Source organism: Bacillus sp. 05T21, from assembly GCF_056396785.1.
Map to the genome: position 1 here is coordinate 358,803 of NZ_JBFTMD010000002.1, position 18,406 is coordinate 377,208.

Below are 18,406 nucleotides of genomic sequence, written 5' to 3' on the forward strand. Positions count from 1 at the left end.
CAAATTAAAACTTTATATAGGGGGACACACATCATGAAAAAGCGTGTTTTATTATCTGTAGCTGCTGCAACAGCTCTTACTTTAGGAGTATCTTCTTTAGATGCACAAGCTGCAACAGTACAACCATCTAACATAAAGGTTCAAAATATTCAGCATTCAAAAATGATGATGAAGCAAATGAGCCAACAAGAATTACAAGCATTCTTACAATCTATGGGAGTTGAATCATTAGCACAATGGAATCAAGGTCAATTCCAACAAGATTGCTTCATTCCTGGTCAACAGCCTACTGAAAATGTTGTTACTGAACAACCAACAGCTAAGCCAGAAGCTCAAAAGCCTGCTGAGGAAACTCAAAAACCAGCTGAACAAAAGCCTGCTGAAGAAGTTCAAAAACCAGAAGCTCAAAAACCTGCTGAAAATAACAATACTCAAACTGAAACACAAAAGCCTGCTGAAGAAGCAAAATCTTTAAGCGAATTCGAACAACGTGTTGTTGAATTAACAAACGCAGAGCGTACAAAACAAGGCTTATCAGCATTACAAATCGATACTGAATTAAGCAAAGTAGCACGCATTAAGTCTGAAGATATGCAAAAAAACAACTACTTTGATCATAACAGCCCTACATACGGGTCTCCGTTTGACATGATGAAGAAATTTGGTATTTCTTATAAATCTGCAGGTGAAAACATCGCCCAAGGTCAACGTACACCAGAAGAAGTTGTACAAGCTTGGATGAACAGTGCTGGACACCGTGCAAACATCTTAAATAGTGGCTTCACTCATATCGGTGTTGGCTATGTAGAAAGCGGAAACTACTGGACACAACAATTTATTACGAAATAAATAGAAAAAGAGTCTTCTCCTAGAAGACTCTTTTTTTATGTTTCATAGCTTTCTAATATGTATGCGTATAAAATATAGAACATAAACAAAATAGCCCCGCAAATTATTACACTAATTAACAAGTAAAATCCCCACTTCAGGCTCAAAAGCAACGAAAATAATATGCTACATGCCATCACTTGAAAGATTCGCCTACTAACTAAACGGATTTTTTGTAATTTGATCGGTTCTTTCTCTCTATCCTTCACCTTTTTAAACACTTTACTAAACATAAAAAGAAACATACTAATTCCTATCGTTAGTCCTGTCTGAAAGGATATAATACTTCCCAAATTAATAAAGAGAATTAGTATATGGACAAACATCATAAATAAAGTAATACTCTTTATAAATCCATTTATAATGAAGTACTCCCCTTCATTAAACTTATATATATTATGTAAAATAACATATACTAATCCATGTAAAATAATAATAAGGACAGGGATAAATAATACGACAACTTGTTTACTCATAAACTCGTTAGCTCCACCATTCTCGTTCCAATGCACTGCCATACGAGTTGGTAAATATGGATAAATACATAGAGTAAGTAAAAGACAAGCGAAAAATATCCCTAGCATATATTTATATTTGATCAAGTAATTCTCACCTCTCTTTTCTCTTAACGGCTTCGCCTCTTTTAGAGAAATCCCTGCAAAAATCTACCTTTTTCAACTTTAAATTTACACTTTACCCATTTTCTCTTTCAAATTTTTTCATTGTATCGTTTAAATTTGTAGGGAAAGGTACGTCAACAACGATCTCTTCTTTCGTAATCGGATGCAAAAAATTAATCTTCATCGCATGTAACGCTTGCCCGGACATATATGTTGTTTGCCCACCATATAATACATCCCCAACTAATGGATTTCCATTATAGCTCATATGAACGCGAATTTGATGCGTTCTACCGGTTTCTAACTGTAACGTTACGAGCGTCGCATTTTGTTTTTTAAAATATTTCTCTACTTTATAATACGTTATAGCTTGGTCTCCCTTTGGAGAAACACGACGCCTTGTAGCATGATGTCGATCTCTTCCGATAGCTGCATCAATTGTCCCCTGCTTCTTTTTTACTTTTCCTTCAACAAGTGCCATATACGTTCTTTTGATTTTCCGTTCCATTAATAAACGATCCATAATTGCACCCGCAATTCTATGTTTTGCGAATACAACACCACCTGTCGTATCTTTATCTAATCTATGGATATGCCGAACCTTCGTCTCTAAACCTTGCATTTGAAAATGAAAAGCAACAAGATTGGCAAGTGTTCCCGTCCCATTTTTTTCAGAAGGATGTGTATCCATTTGCCCCTGCTTATTTACAATGAGTACGTGATCGTCTTCAAACACTACATTTAATTCACCATATTCCGGCTCTACGCCGTACTCCTCCTCCATAAACATATGAACTTGTAACTTATCTCCTTCTTTTAAAAGTTCATTCCATCTCCTTTGTTCTCCGTTAACCGTAACACCTTTTTCCATACGAAGTTGATGTAATAACTTTTTTGGTACTTCCCATTCCATTTTTAACAACGACTCAATACTTATACCATTCCACGTCGCTGGAACCGTAATTTCGCACCATTCGCCCTTTTTCTTTGTTTCCATACTATAATCACCTTATTTCTATTGATTCTCTCATTGTAACGGAAAACATACTTTGATGCACCGTCAAAAATAGAGGACAGTCTTATAATCGACTGTCCCCTCACGCTCTAAGCCTTTTCATCTCCTGCAACACTTCTTCAGCTTTTTGTTCATACAACAAATCTTTAAAGAAATCCGCCAATCGTTTATAGTCGTTGTACGTATCTAATAAGTCGTCTATTTTCTCTCCTTTCATAACTTGCTGCTTTTGCTTCATTTTTACTGGATAACGATACCCCGATACTTCTTGTATTTTATAATACTCATCCTCTACTTGAATAACTTTTACAATTTCCTCTTCTTCCGCATCCATCGTATACCCGTCAAATTCTCTAAGTAGTTCATAAATAATATGAGTCCATTCATCTTTTGGGTAAAACCCTTTTTCTAACCGATAACCGACAATGCGATACATATGCCCATCGTTTTCAGCAAACTGTACTGTATCATTTAGCTTAAACTTAAAATAACGAAACATTGCCTTCACCTACTTGTATGTAATCTTCTTATCACATACTATGCGCAAAATATAGGCCTTGCTATTCATAAAAAAACTCATCTTATAGATGAGTTTTTTTATGATGATTTTTCTCTTTTCTTTCGAAATGGTAGCCACCAGTTCCAATCCCCAAACAATTTCATTAAACTTGGTACGAGCATAAGACGGATAATTGTTGCATCAAGAAATATTGCTAATGCAACCCCAAGCCCCATCTGCTTTACTGGTAAAATATCAGTAAAGGCGAACGCACCGGTAACAACAATCATAATTAAAGCAGCGGACGTAATAATTCTACTTGTCGATACAAGCCCTTCTAACGTTGCTTGATCGTTATCTCCTGTTTCTTCATAAAGCTCATGAATACGTGAAATAAGAAATACTTCATAATCCATGCTAAGCCCAAATACGAGGCCGAAAATAAAGATTGGTAATACAAATAAAACTGAACTCTCTTCTAATCCGAAATGGCCACCTTCAAATAACCAAATAACAATTCCAATTGTTGCACTTAAACTAAGTACGTTCATAATAATAGCTTTAATTGGAATGAGTATAGAGCGGAATGCGAATAATAAAATGACAAAGGTTGATCCAAATATAACAGACATACCAATTGCAACTTTATCTTTAATTTCATCTTCTAACTCTTGCTGGAACGTTGTCATACCGCCCAAATAATAAGTAACATCATTTTCTTTATAATTCTTTTTGAAATCACGAACCCATTGTTTTGCAGTTTCTGTACTTGGCTTCGTATCCAAAAAGACTTCCATTGTTGTTTTATTTCCTTTCGTATACGCTTCAAATACAGGAGCTATTTTCGCAGCTTCTGGCGACTGCAATATTCCAGCAACTTGATCTGCTTTCATTCCATTTAGCCCGTCATATACACTTTTCACCTTATATACTTGCTTATCATCTTTTAACTTTTGAACAACAGCTTCTATCTTTTGTAAACTTTCTTTTTCTGTTATGTTTTTCTTCGTCTCTACTACTAATGTAACATCAGCGTGTGTTTGGACAGTTTTATTAAAGGCTTCTTCATACTTCTCAAATGCAACTCTCGTATCACTCTTTTCAGGTAACGCTTCAACACCAGGAAACTGCAAGTTAGCTGTACGTAGCGGTAATAAACAAATAACAATAAATGTTGTAACAACAATAATCATGACGATTGGATGTTTCATTACAAACTGTGCAAATTTACGCCATACATTTGATGGGGTAGGCGCCGCCTGATTCTTTTTTAATATCCTTTTACCAATTAAAGATAATAACGCTGGAAGAAGTGTGAGCGAAAACAAAATGCTCATAATAACGACAATCATCCCGCTAATAGCAACAGACTGAATATAATCTATCTTAAAGAAAAATAAGCCTGATAAACCGACGAATACACATAACCCTGAAAATACGATAGCACGCCCTGCCGTTTGATACGTAATCGCTATCGCTTCTTTCACTGTTCTCCTCGCAACTTCCTCTCGAAAACGATTTACAAATAACAGTGCAAAATCAATTGATAATGCGAGCCCAATCATCGGCGCAACATTTAACACGAAAATAGATAGCTCTTTATCACTACCTATAAAATATAAAATCCCCATCGTACTAATTACACTAAGCGCACCATTTACAATCGGTAAAATAGAAGCAATCAGACTACCAAATGAGAATAATAGTACGAGAAAAGCAATAGGTAATCCAATCATCTCTGCTACTTTTAAATCATTTTGCGTTCTTTCATTAATCTCTTGATTAATTTTCGGATATCCTGTCGGTGTTACTTTTAATACGCTATTACTTTCCTTCTCGATTTTTCCGGCAAATTGTAATGTCTTTTCCATTCGTTCTTTATTTGTTTTCCCGGAAAATAAAATCGTCGCATAACCGATATCATCTTGTAGCATCACTTTATTTTCTATCGGATGATGGAAAGACTCATACGTTTCTTTCTCTTGAATATGTTTTATAATTCCCTCTATACCTTTTTGAAACTCCTCATGTGAAGCATTCTTGTTCTTCTCAAAAATGAGTAAAAGTGTATCCTGAGACTGCTTAAAATCTTTATCTAAAATTTCCTTCGTCTTTTGATAATCCCCTTCTGTTTGGAAACCATCACCGCCCAATACTCCTGGAAGTTTTGGAGCAAAAATACCGAGCACTATCGCAAGTAGTAGTAATGCTACAATTACTGTATAACGAAATTGATACAAAAAAGTTCCTAACTTCCCCCACTTATCAATTTTATGTACATTTGTCTTCACACATTTTCACCTACTTTATATAATTCACTTGTCATTTATACTGTATCACATCTCCCCGTAAACAAAAAACGTCTAGAAAAACTATAATACTAGTTTTTCTAGACGTTTTTCTATCTCTCGTTATTAAGTCCCAATCTCTCGGTAAGTAAACGATGACAATAAATTGCTATAATTAACAAAATACCACTTGCGCAGTAACCAGCTAAAATATCAGTCGGATAATGAACATTTAAAATGACTCTACTTAATCCAATCAATATAATTAATATGCCCATTGAAATCGTAATACCACATTTTCCAGCTACACTCTTCAAATTCGCAGCAATGATATAGGCAAGAAAACCAAATGTCATAATAGATAGCATTGCATGTCCACTTGGGAAGCTATATCCAAGTGCATCAAGTGCCTCGTTTAATGATGGACGGTCTCTTTTTACAATTTCTTTTATCCCTTTATTAACAAGATGTGTCGTTAATATAGCCATTGGATACACGATCATAGCAGCATAATAACGTTTTTTCCAAAAAACGAGCAAACTTATAATTAGTGTCGTTATAACTCCAATTGCAGATCCTAACTTTGTAAAATATGTGAAGAATGTAATTGAGCTTTCTGTTTGTAATCCTTTTACCATCTCTCGGGCATATGTATCCACTGCTGTAACTCCGCTTGCTTGTACTCTCCAAGCGATAATGCCGAATAAAGCAAGTAATAAAATCATACAAATGAACTCATATCGATGTAACTTTTTCTTCAAACGATTTCCTCCTACTTATGAAAAAATGCGATTTCTACTTTAGAAACCGCATTTTCTTACTTATTTACCTTTTGTTTTCAGCTCTGTCCAGTAACGATCGTAATCTTTTAACTTATCGTCTACATCAACAAGCCATTCTGTACGATCTAATTCTTCTTTCGTTAAGAAAATCATGTGGTTTTCACGATATTCTTTACTATGAAGAGGACGAGCTTTTTCATTTGGATTACTGTAACCAATTGACTCATAGTTTTTCACACTTACTTTTTCATCTAATAAGTAATTCATAAACTTCTCTGCAAGTTCTTTATGTTTCGCACCTTTTGGAATCGCTAACGTGTCAGCCCAAATTGTGCCGCCTTCTTTTGGTACAACGTATCCTACATCTTTGTTATCTTTCGCGATAAATGCTGCGTCTCCAGACCATACAGTCCCGATCCACGCATCTTCTGTAATGAATTTTTGTTTAATATTATCTGTATCAAATGCTAATAAGTTTGGAAGTAGCTTCTGTAAATCATTAGACGCTGTCTTTAACTGTGCATCCTCTTTTGTACTATTAGAGAAACCATTTTTCTTAAGTCCCATTCCTAATACTTCACGAGAATCATTTAATAAAGTAACATGTCCTTTATATTTATCGTTCCATAAATCATTCCAGCTTGTAGGTGCTTCTTTCACATACTTTTTATTGTATGCAATGCCTGTTACACCCCAAGTATATACTAGAGAATACTTATTCTCTGGATCAAACGCAGGTGTTTTAAAGTTAGAAACAAGGTTCTCGATATTCGGGATGTTCTTCTTATCTAAAGGCGCTAATAAGTCCATCTTCGCCATCGTTTTCACCATGTAATCAGATGGCTGAATTAAATCATATGTCGCGCCACCAGCTTGTAATTTCGCAAGCATTTCTTCATTACTTGCATATTTATCATAGTTAATTTTCACGTTATATTTCTTTTCAAAATCTTTTAAAACTTGCTCATCAAAATTGTCAGCCCAGCTATAAATGTTTAATTCTTCTTTTTTCTCACCACAACCAGCAAGTACACCTGCAGCAAGACTGAAGCTAATTGCTATACCAGCTAATCTCTTCACTAATTTCATCGGTTTATTACCTCCTCGTTCTTTCTATATCATTCGTATTATAAAGGAAGGTGTCCTCCAGAGTTTTCTTCACCGTCTGCACCTTTATTACGGAAGATTTCCGATAGCACCATTAATCCTACAATTACAACAATTAATATTGTAGAAAGAGCATTAATTTCAGGTGATACTCCGCGCTTAACCATACTATAAATGTATAATGGCAATGTTGTTGATCCTGGTCCTGATACGAAGAAACTAATTACAAAATCATCAATCGATAATGTGAATGTTAATAATGCGGCTGAAATAACTCCTGGTGCAATTGCTGGAAACGTTACATAACGAAACGTTTGCCACGGCGTTGCTCCTAAATCGTTTGCAGCCTCTTCTAAATCACGTCCCATACCAGAAAGACGTGCCGCTAAAATAACAACAACAAATGAAATACTGAATGTAATGTGTGCAATAATAATTGTTGTTTTTCCAAGTTCTATACCTAATTGACTAAATAGGATAAGTAAAGATAATCCCATTAAAATATCAGGAATTAAAATTGGTAAATATACAAGACCGTTAATGGCCCCTTCAAAACGATATTTGTAACGGTGTATTGCAATAGCAAAAATCACACCCAAAACTGTCGTCACAATTGTCGTTATAAGAGCAATCGTAATACTATTTACAAACGCATCAATAACATCTTGTTTTTGAAATAAATCTGTATACCAATGGAGTGTAAAGCCCTCCCATTCCGCATTAATGCGAGAATCATTGAAGGAATATACCATTAAAACCATCATTGGAAAATACAAAAACAATAAGATTAACCAAGAATAAGAAACTAAAAACTTCTTCATTTTTGCCTATTCCCCTCCGTTTCCATCATATTTATATACTTTCGTTGCACGATAATATAAGTAAATTAACAGAACAGAGAATAGAACAACAATCATAGATAACGCGGAACCAAACGGCCAGTCACGTGAACCTAAGAATTGGTTTTGAATTACGTTTCCGATTAATGCTACTTTCGATCCACCCATAACGTCTGATACAACAAACATTCCGATAGACGAAACGAATACTAAAATAGAACCCGTAGTAATCCCTGACATCGTCATCGGTACTGTTACATTCCAAAATGCCTTTACTGGTGTTGCTCCTAAATCATAAGCTGCCTCTAGCTTACGCTTATCAAGCTGCTCAATTGCTGCATACACTGGTAAAATCATAAATGGTAATAAAGAATATACCATTCCGAGTATTACAGAAGGTGTATTGTATAACAGATTTAAAGGTTCACTAATAATACCTAGTTTCAATAGCAATGTGTTTACAAGTCCTTGTGAACGTAAAATAACAATCCATGCGTATGAACGAACAAGAAAGTTAATCCAGAACGGAATCGTTGCCAATAATAGAAGGATAGAACGATATTTACGATCAACAATTGTAATTGTATAGGCGAATGGATAACCGATTAATAAACATAGTACTGTCGTAATAACAGCTATCTTCACTGTTTCCCATAATGTCCCCATATATAATGGATCAAACACACGTGCTATGTTATCTAATGTAAATTTCATTTCCACTGTCCCGTATGCTCCGCGCTGCATGAAGGCAAATGCTAATACGAACAGAAGTGGAATTAGGAAGAAGAGTAACAGCCATACGACTGTAGGTAATGCGAGTAATTTCCCTTTCTTCAATTTAAGGTCACCTCGTCCTCTTGCTCCCAGCCTACATATACATTATCTCCAATGCTCCACTGCGTTGCTTCTTCAGCAGTTTGGTATGCCATTAGTAATTCCGCTGTTTTCTCCTCACGTACATATAGCTTTTCCATATTTCCAACAAATTCAATATCTTCAATATGTCCAAGATGGTATTCTTTTAAAATTGGCTCTTCAACCGAGCGAACTTTTACATGTTCAGGGCGAACTGCTACGTAGTTTTCCCCATTTTTCACGATATTATTTTCACCGATGAACGTCGCAACAAACAATGTTTTCGGCTTATTGTAAATTTCTTTAGGCGTGCCGACTTGTTCGATATGCCCTTTATTCATAACGACAATACGATCACTCATACTCATCGCTTCTTCTTGATCGTGCGTTACATATATGAATGTAATTCCTAAATTACGTTGTAAGTTTTTCAATTCACGTTGCAAATCTTTTCTTAACTTAAAGTCAAGCGCTCCAAGTGGCTCATCTAATAGTAATACACGTGGGTTGTTTACAATTGCTCTTGCAATTGCTACACGCTGCTGCTGTCCACCAGAAAGCTTCGAAGGTTTACGATTACGGAACTCAAGTAACTGCGTTAAACGCATTGCCTCTTCCGCACGTTCTTTCTGTTCTGCTGCTGATACTTTTTGCATTTTCATACCGAAACAAATATTTTTTTCAACATTCATATGTGGGAATAGTGCGTAATGTTGGAACACTAAATTCATATGACGCTTGTATGGCGGCAAATCGTTAATCTTTTCATCATCTAATAAAAGATTCCCTTTAGTTGGGGTTTCAAATCCTGCGATCATACGAAGTAAAGTCGTTTTCCCGCAACCACTCGGTCCTAAAATTGTTAAAAATTCTCCTTCTTTAATATCTAAAGAAAGAGGGGGGATAATCACTTGATTTCCAAAATGTTTTTCTACTGCTTCAACTTTAATAATCTTTTTCATTTTCCCGTCCTATCTACCTTAAATTTTAATTTTTATATTCATGAATAAATATTTATGTTCTATAGACTATTTTTTGTTTCGATCCAAACAAAAATGGTTGTTTAGCAGCGTTCTCTTCTATTCTTTATGTAGTATGTTTGATTCATTTTCGCATGATACATATGTCGAACAGAAAAACCCCTTCAGTTGCGAAGGGGTTTTTATCATACGGCTACGCCTACTGATAAACACCATCATCATTTTAACAACTTTCGTATGAATTTTAAAGCACTTTTTGTAGAAGAGTAACGAATTTTCATGTCGAATGCTGTAGATTGGGACAAAATGCTTTTATAATGGGAAAAAGTCCGAAAACTTTGTTCACCATGATAGCTGCCTAATCCACTACTTCCAACGCCCCCAAAAGGTAAATATGGCGTTGCAAGATGATATACGACATCATTTATACATCCTCCGCCATATGAAATATTACTCGTCACTTTCTTTTGCACTTTTCTATCTTCAGAAAATACATATAGTGCTAACGGCTTTGGATGGTGCTGAATCGTTTCAATTACCTCTTCTACTTTGTCATATTCTATAATTGGTAAAATCGGCCCAAAAATTTCATCTTCCATAACAGCACTTTGCCATGTAACATTCGTTAACACTGTCGGCTCGATGTGTAATGTTTCTTTCGTATAATTCCCGCCAATCACAGGTTTACCGTCTTGTAAAAATGTACATAGACGTTCAAAATGACGCTCACTTACAATTCGCACATAATTGTCATTTTGCAAAGCATCTTTTCCATATTGCTCTGCGATTTCATGTCTTAATGCCTCGATTAACTGCTCTTTCACTGAAGAATGAACATACATATAATCAGGCGCTACACACGTCTGCCCAGCATTCAAAAACTTACCCCAAACGATACGTCTTGCGGTTACATCTAGCTTTGCATCTTTATGTACAATACATGGGCTTTTCCCGCCAAGCTCTAACGTAAGAGGCGTTAATTTTTTCGCCGCTGCTTCCATCACAACTTTTCCAACACCAACACTACCTGTAAAGAAAATATAGTCAAACGGTTCCTTTAAAAGTGCAGTACTTTCCTGAGCGCCGCCTTCTACTACCGATACAAGCTCTTCTGGGAATAATTCACCTAACATTCTCGTAAGCACTTTTGAAACGTTTGGCGTTAACTCTGACGGCTTTAAAACGACTGTATTGCCAGCTGCCAATGCTCCTACGAGTGGTGCAATTGCTAATTGGAACGGATAGTTCCACGGTGCGATAATAAGCGTCACACCATACGGTTCTGGCACTACTTTCCCCTTCGATCCAAAATGAGTAAGAGCTGTGCGAACACGCTTTGGTTTACTCCAAGATGAAATATGCTTCATTTGAAAAGAAATCTCTTTTAGTACATATCCAATTTCTGTTGTAAATGATTCGTGAACTGATTTATTCAAATCTAATTTCAACGCTTGAAAAATCTCACCTTCAAAACGCTGAATTCCTTCATAAAGCTTCTGCAAATTATTCTTTCTCGTCTCTACACTTCTCGTATGTCCTTTATAAAAATATTCCTTTTGTTTATTTACAATAGAGGAAATACTCATTCACTCACCTTCTCCCGCCATGTTTATCCCGCTATTAACGAGCAGTAAGACTCTCACCTCAAAATCCAGCGAATTCAAGGAAGTTAGGCGAGGTCGTGCTAATAATCAGTGGGATGGACAACCCCCCCACTGATTAAAGTTTCACTTTATACAATTCTTTCATTATCTATATAGACTTTATATGTAACAAATTTCTATTCTTAAAGTTACATTATATATAACTTTTCCCTTTATATAAAATTCATTGCTCACAAAAAAACTACCGAAAGAAAATCTTTCGGTAGTTTTACTGTATTAACGATATAAACGAACAGCACCTGCAGAATTATCATCAGCTTGTCCTACTACTTCAAACTTCAGGCCAAGATTCGGTAAAATACGTCCTGCATCTGGAATCTGCTGATTAATATACGCTTTAGAATCATCAAACTTCGGTACGCCCGCTAAACCATTGTACGTAAACGTTCCACGCGTTGGAGATACAACTTTCCAAGCTGGCGTTTTATCGAATGAGAACGCCGCATCAGCGATTTGGAATCGTGTACTACTCTTAACTGTTGGTTTACCATTTAAAGTTCCTACAATTGCTTCTGGGTGAGAATCAACTACACCAAGGAAACCTTGTCCTGGATGTACACCCACCCAGTTATCTGTGTAAGCTGAATCCGCATACCATACAACCATACCAGTGTTATATTCTGGACCACGCGCAAATTTCAATGCTTTATCTGCACCAGCATAGTTTCTCCACTCTACATAGTAGTTATGTTTTTTCTTCTCCGTTCCATTAGATACAACAAAACCATTTAATTTAAATTGTGGTGTACCTTCTGCATCATCAGAGAATGCAACTTTACCGTCTACTGTTAATGACGCATTATCAAGAGCGAATCCGTTTAACGCTAAACCACCATCAGTAATGTAATCAAATGTTAATTTCACTTTCTTACCTTTGAACTGACTTAAATCATATGATTTATCAATCCATTTTCCATTTGTCGTAGCTGCATTTCCACTATTTGCTTTCTCACCAATTCTTTCAATTAACGTTTGTTGACCATCTTCTGTTACAGCGTGTACTTCAAGAAAATCATACTCTGCTTCAATCTCATACAATGATTTGTAATCGAATTTCGCAGTCGTTGCATTCGTTAAATCGAACAGCGGTGTCTCCATTTTTGTGTGAAGGTCATCACCTTTTGTGCTGTAATAATATTGTTTACCGAATGCTGGTGCAATCGTTTTTACATCTTTATCCGGTAAGTTAACACGAATCAAGCCTGGACGATCCGACTTCGTAACACTTTGATCTAAATACGTTGCAAAACCGATACCTTTGTTTAACTTATCGTAATCTACTTCTGCGATATTCGCCCAGCTACCACCGATTGTTTTTTGGAAAAACTCTTTATTTTGCGGTGAAAAACTTGTTGGCGTTGTGCCTGCGATTTTACCAGCCCAGCTTCCTCCACTCATAATAGACCAAGCTTCAATCGGCTCACCCTGACCGCTATATTGTGTATCATACTCATCCGGAAGACCTAAATCATGACCATATTCATGTGCGAATACACCAACTGCGCCATCTTCTGGTTCAATTGTGTAGTCATACGCAGCCATCTTTCCGCCCCAATATGGAACTTTAGACTTTGTTCCTTCAATCGGGAATGGCTTTGGTCCAACTGTCCAACGATGTGACCAAATTGCATCATCACCTAATTTACCACCGCCAGCTTCTTGTCCAACACCCGCATGAATAATCATTAAGTGGTCAATTAAACCATCAGGTTGATTTTTATTTCCATCTTCATTTACATCATATTGATCAAATTGATCAAACTCTGATAAATCAATACCGCTATCTACAGCTGCTTTTAATGCATCTTTCACTAGATCACGTGGTCCTTTTGGTCCTTTATTATCATGACCTGTAGCAGCATCTGCACCGTAATCAGCAGCTTTACCAGGAACTGTTAACCATTTTGTAACCGTTCCATCTACTGTGTAGCTACCACCAGATTGCTCTTCATAGTATTGTTTAAACGTTTCAATTTTGCTTCCATCATCCAATGTAAACGGCTCATTACCGAATAACATTTTTTCATAGTGCTCTTTATTAAAATCGTTGGAATACATGTAACCAGGCTCTTTATCAATATTGTTATGTTTAAAGTCAGCGTACTCTACAAGTAAAACGAGTACTTTGTCTTTACGAACTTCACCGTTATACTCTTTTTGTTTTGCTGGTGAAGTTGGTACTTTACCATTTAAGCCCCCTTTAACTGGACCTGTTCCTGCTGCAGTCCCGTTTGCTGGTTGCTCTGCTTTTTCTTTCGTGTCTGCTTTCGCATCTTTCACTTTCTTTAAAAAGTCAGATGCATCTTTCGTAAGTTGGTCCCCACTTGCCGCTTCTTTCCCAGGGTTTTCACCCTTCTTCTTCTCTACATACTTTTCGACAGCTTTCTTTGTTTCTGTCCCTGAAGCAGATGAATCAATTACCCCACGTTTTTTCAGTGCATCTGCTAATCTCTCTTCTGGGATTAAATGATCATCAACTGGACTTGTAGCTGTCTTGTTCTCCGGCGTTTCAGCATATGTAGGCTGACTTCCAGCACCAAGTGACAAGCCTAGAACAGCTGTCAAAGCAATTGATGATAACACTTTAAATGGTTTCTTTTTCATCCCTTATTTCCTCCCCTAATATAAAATATGTATTACATATTTTATATTATTAAAAATTCGATATATTTTCAATATTTAGTTATATTATGTAATTTTTTTAATATATTTGTAAAAATTTCATAGTTAGTATATGAATATATCACAATTCAACAATGTTTTCAGAAAATATTGAAAATATTTGTCAGAAACTTTATAATCGCCATAGAGGGAATTTAATGGGGATTTTATCTTTGTCTCATCTACACAATATTCGATAATTTGACACATAAAATATAAAATTCGGTTAATTATCGTCTACTATGTAGCAGCAATTATGACCAATAATTAGGGAGGAATTACATTTGTACAAAGATAAGGCTGACTCACTAGATCAAGAATGGATTGATTTAATACTTGAGGCTCTAGATGCTGGCATTGCCCTGCAAGATATTGAACACTTTTTCCAACGTATGAAGCATACGAGCCAGGCTCAATAGCCTCGTTCTTTTTAACGAAGTTTATGTTATAATAATCACATCATAAGACGACTACATATTGATAGAAAGGTGCGCAAATATGATAGGAGAACGTATAAAACGCCTTCGTTTACAAAAAGGCATTTCATTAACAGAACTCGCCGAAAAAGCTGGTGTCGCTAAATCTTACATTAGTTCTATAGAACGGAATTTACAAAAAAACCCTTCTATTCAGTTTCTTGAAAAAATTGCAGCTGTTCTACAAATTCCAGTTGATACTTTACTTCACGATGAAACAACAACGGAAAGTCATCTAGACTCCGAATGGACACAGCTCGTTAAAGATGCGATGAGCTCTGGTGTCTCAAAAGAACAGTTTCGTGAATTTCTCGAATTTACACAATGGAAGAAAAATCAACAATAATACATATAAAAGAGTGCTTAAAACGGGCACTTCTTTTTTTCTTTATAAAAAAAAGCGGGGAATCCCCCGCTTTTTTTATTTATTATTTTTCTTCTCCATCTGTTTGGTTAGCATTGAATGTCCATTCTAAGTTCAATGAATCGCCTTGGAATTTGTTTTGATCTTTACCATCATCTTCGAATACAAATTGTACCCATAGATAGTCTTCTGAATTTGGTGCTAGACCACCATTCTCTGCCCACTCTGGAGCAAAGATGTCTTTAGCTAAAACATCTGGATCCACATTTTGTAAATCTGCTAAAGTTGTTTCATATACAGGCTCACTTTGTTTATCCCAGTTCCAAAGGAATTTCACTTTAATATGCTTACCGAAGTCTTCACCAGCATTATCACCTTTTGCATCTTTCACAGTATACTTTGTCGCTAATTTAACGTCTTTAATCGCTAACGTACCGTCGTTCTTTAATAAGAACTCTTTCTTAACAGAATCCCCTGGTTTTAAATCTTTAATATCTACAAGCGTTTTAGGGTTTAATGTAAGATCTAACGTCCCAGCTGCAAATGTATTGTTTGATACTTCTTTATCGCTAAAGTAAGCGAATGTTCCTCCACCAATTAAAGATAACCCCAATGCTGCTGATGCAACTCCCATACCTAATTTCTTTTTCAGACTCACAATCAATTCCCCCTAGCTGTTTTTTGTATTTTTATCTCTTATTTCAAAATAAGAGGTGTAACTAAAACTATATTAGCTTAGCTAATATTTGTTCTTTTTTAAAAACCTTAAGTTCATTATAACGAACAAATCTATATAAGTACAATATATTTTTGATTATTTTTATTTCTCAATATTATTTTGACTTTTCAGAAATCCAAAAGAGATACTTTAATAATTTAACAATTATTCATTTTTAATACTATAAGAAAAAGAAAGTAAAACAAAGAGGTGAGGGCTGGCGTTCCCTCACACTCATATAAACATTAATATTTTTTTATAACTATTTACAGCTAATGTATTCGCATTCTCTTGCACCACATTATTATTTTCCAGCCGTTTCATGATCCATTTGATCAGACTGTTTTTCTATTTATATTTTTTCTACTCTTCTAGCTTTTTTTGTTCTTCTGCTTTCTTCTGTTCTTCTACTTTCTTTTGTTCTTCTGCTTTCTTCTGTTCTTCTACTTTCTTTTGTTCTTCTGCTTTCTTCTGTTCTTCTGCTTTCTTCTGTTCTTCTACTTTCTTCTGCTCTTCTGTTTTCTTTTGTTCTTCTAGCTTCTTCTGTTCTTCTACTTTTTTCTGCTCTTCTAGCTTCTTCTGTTCTTCTACTTTTTTCTGCTCTTCTAGCTTCTTCTGTTCTTCTACTTTTTTCTGCTCTTCTAGCTTCTTCTGTGCTTCTGTTTCATTCTGCTTCTTTACTGTTTCATCTTTTAATAGTTGTTGTAACGCCTGAATTTGTTCATCAATGGCTTGCAAACTAGCCTCTTTATCAACATAATCACGCTTCTCTTTAATGCTATGAAAACCTTCGTTCACATACAAGGATACTTGCTGAATTGATTCACTTTTATTCACTTTCAATTCTTCTTGTATTTGATTGTAAGGCGTTTCTATTAAAGTATATACTTTTTGTAAAGACTCCTTCTCAGAAGCAATTTTCTCACGCCCTTGCTGCCATACAACAATTGCTTGTTCTATTTCTTCAATAGAAGTAACTTTCAATTTCGCTTTCATTTCTCCATACTCATGTCCAATAAGCTGTTTATGTTGCTCAGCTTGCTCTTTTAACGTATCAACTGTTTTCGGAAATATAATCGCTGTAGAAAGAGTGGCTTCTACTTTCGTTTCGTGAATAAATGAAGCTTCTGTATACGTCATCATTTGAGAGCCTAAATAAAACGTAATAGAGCACATACACGGCAATATAAGCATCCTTTTTAATTTGCGAGGTGTTTTCAGCATCTTAATCTCTCCCATCGAACAATGTGTTCTTTATACAGAACGTTACTTTCATTATAATAAAGACCTGTACAAAATGATAGCCATATCCTAGAAAATACATTCCAATCCACGCTATTTAAATGTAAAAGGGGCTATCAAGGTGATAGCCCCTTTTACATTATATTATCTTTCTGTACCATCTGTTTGTTGTGCATCAAACGTCCAAGTTAAATTTAGTTTATCGCCTTGGAATTCATTTTGGTCTTTTTTATTATCAACAAACTCGAATTTCACTGTAAATTTATCTGACTTACCTGCAGAAATACCTTTTTCATCCCAGAACCAAGCAGATAAATCATTGTCTACCGCTGTAAGTGTGTCACCCTTCAATTTATCTAGCGTTGTTTCTTTTACAATTGTTTCATGCTTATCTACATTCTTTAAGAATGTTACTTTAATATGTTTACCAAAATCATCTTTATTGTCGCCCTTCGCATCGCTTACTTTGTAATCTGTTTTTAGTAAAACTTTTTTAATGTCTAAAGAGCCTTTATTTTCTAGTTTAAAATCTCTTTTAATTGTATCGCCAGGCTTTAAATTCGATACATCAACAACTGTCGATGGGTTTGCCGCTAAATCAAGTGTACCAGCCGCAAATGTATTGTTTGACACTTCTTTGTCGCTAAAAAATGCAAATGTTCCTCCACCAACTAATGCTGCTCCTAGTACTGCTGATGCGATACCCATTCCTAATTTTTTCTTTAAAGTCATGTCCAAATCCCCCATAATATATATTTGTTAACTTCCTAATAGGAAGATATAACCAAACTAACTATACGGATTGTTCTACTTTTTTATCTTTCTTTTCTCCGTCGATGCTACGAATAGCGCCAAAAATAGAAATCGCGGAATAACCAAGTAAAAAGACTCCTGGAATAATAAGAAGTAATGCTGCTCCCGCTTTTGAACTCGCATAATTCAGTCCATAACCAAGGTATGGAACTGTAATATCTGCATATTTTCCGATTACATTCTCTGCAAGTACTGGTGCTAAATCTGGTCCGTTGTTGTTATCACCTTTTGTTTCATACATTACTTTTCCATTTGTATCTTTCACACCGATAATACGGTGAGTGATAATTTTGTTATCTTTCTCTTTAAACGTAATAACGTCACCTTTTTTATATTTAGATCCATCTTTCGTAGGCTCTATCGCAATGATGGATCCTGTTAAAAATGTTGGTTCCATCGACCCTGAAAGAACGCTCTTAAATTGATATCCCATAACAGTCGGATCCCCGCCACTCGCTTTTGACGAAATAACCACAAAAGCTAAAAAAACCATCAATGCAAATAAAACAAATGAGATAACGTTGCTAATAATCTTCCAAACGAATTTCATCATCTCTCTCCCTCTCTGTTGTTTTATATCATTTTGAAATTAATA

The 18,406-nt window shown here is 35.6% G+C and carries 18 protein-coding genes; 3 read left to right on the forward strand and 15 right to left on the reverse strand.

Features of this window, described 5'->3' with window-relative positions:
* Positions 1-33 precede the first annotated feature (33 nt).
* The gene (locus AC1DKZ_RS06800; RefSeq protein ID WP_476995839.1) at positions 34-849 is read left to right on the forward strand and encodes a CAP domain-containing protein; all 816 of its coding nucleotides are present in this window, start codon (positions 34-36) and stop codon (positions 847-849) included.
* Between the two features lie 35 nt (positions 850-884).
* On the opposite strand, the gene AC1DKZ_RS06805 is transcribed toward AC1DKZ_RS06800, so the two are convergent.
* The 11 genes from AC1DKZ_RS06805 to inhA1 all read right to left on the reverse strand — a co-directional run bounded on the left by AC1DKZ_RS06805 (position 885) and on the right by inhA1 (position 14,141).
* Entirely contained in the window at positions 885-1,490 is a 606-nt protein-coding gene (locus AC1DKZ_RS06805) for a DUF1648 domain-containing protein (RefSeq protein ID WP_098167305.1), read from the reverse strand.
* Between the two features lie 91 nt (positions 1,491-1,581).
* A complete protein-coding gene (locus tag AC1DKZ_RS06810; RefSeq protein WP_201038524.1) occupies positions 1,582-2,505 on the reverse strand; it encodes an RluA family pseudouridine synthase in 924 nt (307 codons plus the stop codon).
* Between the two features lie 100 nt (positions 2,506-2,605).
* Positions 2,606-3,022 carry a hypothetical protein gene (locus AC1DKZ_RS06815; RefSeq protein ID WP_002011605.1) on the reverse strand — a complete coding sequence of 139 codons (417 nt, stop codon included), beginning with the start codon at positions 3,020-3,022 and terminating at the stop codon, positions 2,606-2,608.
* Between the two features lie 98 nt (positions 3,023-3,120).
* Positions 3,121-5,313: an MMPL family transporter gene (locus AC1DKZ_RS06820; protein WP_242309965.1), complete on the reverse strand. Its 2,193-nt coding sequence runs from the start codon at positions 5,311-5,313 to the stop codon at positions 3,121-3,123.
* Positions 5,314-5,423: 110 nt separating this feature from the next.
* A complete protein-coding gene (locus AC1DKZ_RS06825) occupies positions 5,424-6,071 on the reverse strand; it encodes a phosphatase PAP2 family protein (RefSeq protein ID WP_476995840.1) in 648 nt (215 codons plus the stop codon).
* Positions 6,072-6,131: 60 nt separating this feature from the next.
* Positions 6,132-7,181, reverse strand: a complete 1,050-nt coding sequence (gene potD, locus AC1DKZ_RS06830) for a spermidine/putrescine ABC transporter substrate-binding protein PotD (protein WP_016093032.1) — start codon at positions 7,179-7,181, stop codon at positions 6,132-6,134.
* A gap of 38 nt (positions 7,182-7,219) precedes the next feature.
* Positions 7,220-8,020 (reverse strand): spermidine/putrescine ABC transporter permease PotC, encoded by an 801-nt coding sequence (gene potC, locus AC1DKZ_RS06835; protein ID WP_002135065.1) that lies wholly within the window; start codon positions 8,018-8,020, stop codon positions 7,220-7,222.
* Between the two features lie 6 nt (positions 8,021-8,026).
* The gene (gene potB, locus AC1DKZ_RS06840; RefSeq protein WP_002126118.1) at positions 8,027-8,875 is read right to left on the reverse strand and encodes a spermidine/putrescine ABC transporter permease PotB; all 849 of its coding nucleotides are present in this window, start codon (positions 8,873-8,875) and stop codon (positions 8,027-8,029) included.
* Positions 8,872-9,855: a spermidine/putrescine ABC transporter ATP-binding protein PotA gene (gene potA / locus AC1DKZ_RS06845; protein ID WP_113937745.1), complete on the reverse strand. Its 984-nt coding sequence runs from the start codon at positions 9,853-9,855 to the stop codon at positions 8,872-8,874. The genes potB and potA overlap by 4 nt, the downstream gene beginning before the upstream one ends.
* Positions 9,856-10,091: 236 nt before the next feature.
* Positions 10,092-11,459, reverse strand: a complete 1,368-nt coding sequence (locus tag AC1DKZ_RS06850) for an aldehyde dehydrogenase (RefSeq protein WP_476995841.1) — start codon at positions 11,457-11,459, stop codon at positions 10,092-10,094.
* A gap of 294 nt (positions 11,460-11,753) precedes the next feature.
* Positions 11,754-14,141, reverse strand: a complete 2,388-nt coding sequence (gene inhA1, locus AC1DKZ_RS06855; protein ID WP_427283441.1) for a M6 family metalloprotease immune inhibitor InhA1 — start codon at positions 14,139-14,141, stop codon at positions 11,754-11,756.
* A gap of 341 nt (positions 14,142-14,482) precedes the next feature.
* On the opposite strand from inhA1, the gene AC1DKZ_RS06860 reads away from it, so the two are divergent.
* Together AC1DKZ_RS06860 and AC1DKZ_RS06865 are read left to right on the forward strand one after the other, a co-directional pair.
* Positions 14,483-14,617 (forward strand): anti-repressor SinI family protein, encoded by a 135-nt coding sequence (locus AC1DKZ_RS06860; protein WP_002011474.1) that lies wholly within the window; start codon positions 14,483-14,485, stop codon positions 14,615-14,617.
* A 79-nt stretch (positions 14,618-14,696) separates the two neighbouring features.
* On the forward strand, positions 14,697-15,020 hold the full coding sequence (locus AC1DKZ_RS06865) for a helix-turn-helix domain-containing protein (RefSeq protein ID WP_002011473.1): 324 nt from the start codon (positions 14,697-14,699) through the stop codon (positions 15,018-15,020).
* Positions 15,021-15,102: 82 nt separating this feature from the next.
* On the opposite strand, the gene calY is transcribed toward AC1DKZ_RS06865, so the two are convergent.
* From calY to sipW, 4 genes are all read right to left on the reverse strand, one after another.
* Positions 15,103-15,696 carry a biofilm matrix protein CalY gene (calY, locus tag AC1DKZ_RS06870; protein WP_215555630.1) on the reverse strand — a complete coding sequence of 198 codons (594 nt, stop codon included), beginning with the start codon at positions 15,694-15,696 and terminating at the stop codon, positions 15,103-15,105.
* A 423-nt stretch (positions 15,697-16,119) separates the two neighbouring features.
* The gene (locus AC1DKZ_RS06875) at positions 16,120-16,980 is read right to left on the reverse strand and encodes a DUF4047 domain-containing protein (protein ID WP_476995842.1); all 861 of its coding nucleotides are present in this window, start codon (positions 16,978-16,980) and stop codon (positions 16,120-16,122) included.
* 162 nt (positions 16,981-17,142) lie between these two features.
* On the reverse strand, positions 17,143-17,730 hold the full coding sequence (locus AC1DKZ_RS06880; protein WP_002064335.1) for a CalY family protein: 588 nt from the start codon (positions 17,728-17,730) through the stop codon (positions 17,143-17,145).
* A 61-nt stretch (positions 17,731-17,791) separates the two neighbouring features.
* Entirely contained in the window at positions 17,792-18,361 is a 570-nt protein-coding gene (gene sipW, locus AC1DKZ_RS06885; protein WP_113937741.1) for a signal peptidase I SipW, read from the reverse strand.
* Between the last annotated feature and the right edge of the window lie 45 nt (positions 18,362-18,406).

Bases quoted from the DNA above. Each gene is read 5' to 3' on its own strand.
- AC1DKZ_RS06800 (WP_476995839.1), top strand. From the start codon at position 34: ATGAAAAAGCGTGTTTTATTATCTGTAGCTGCTGCAACAGCTCTTACT.
- AC1DKZ_RS06810 (WP_201038524.1), bottom strand. From the start codon at position 2,505: ATGGAAACAAAGAAAAAGGGCGAATGGTGCGAAATTACGGTTCCAGCG.
- AC1DKZ_RS06815 (WP_002011605.1), bottom strand. From the start codon at position 3,022: ATGTTTCGTTATTTTAAGTTTAAGCTAAATGATACAGTACAGTTTGCT.
- potD (WP_016093032.1), bottom strand. From the start codon at position 7,181: ATGAAATTAGTGAAGAGATTAGCTGGTATAGCAATTAGCTTCAGTCTT.
- potC (WP_002135065.1), bottom strand. From the start codon at position 8,020: ATGAAGAAGTTTTTAGTTTCTTATTCTTGGTTAATCTTATTGTTTTTG.
- potA (WP_113937745.1), bottom strand. From the start codon at position 9,855: ATGAAAAAGATTATTAAAGTTGAAGCAGTAGAAAAACATTTTGGAAAT.
- AC1DKZ_RS06850 (WP_476995841.1), bottom strand. From the start codon at position 11,459: ATGAGTATTTCCTCTATTGTAAATAAACAAAAGGAATATTTTTATAAA.
- inhA1 (WP_427283441.1), bottom strand. From the start codon at position 14,141: ATGAAAAAGAAACCATTTAAAGTGTTATCATCAATTGCTTTGACAGCT.
- AC1DKZ_RS06865 (WP_002011473.1), top strand. From the start codon at position 14,697: ATGATAGGAGAACGTATAAAACGCCTTCGTTTACAAAAAGGCATTTCA.
- AC1DKZ_RS06875 (WP_476995842.1), bottom strand. From the start codon at position 16,980: ATGCTGAAAACACCTCGCAAATTAAAAAGGATGCTTATATTGCCGTGT.
- AC1DKZ_RS06880 (WP_002064335.1), bottom strand. From the start codon at position 17,730: ATGACTTTAAAGAAAAAATTAGGAATGGGTATCGCATCAGCAGTACTA.
- sipW (WP_113937741.1), bottom strand. From the start codon at position 18,361: ATGAAATTCGTTTGGAAGATTATTAGCAACGTTATCTCATTTGTTTTA.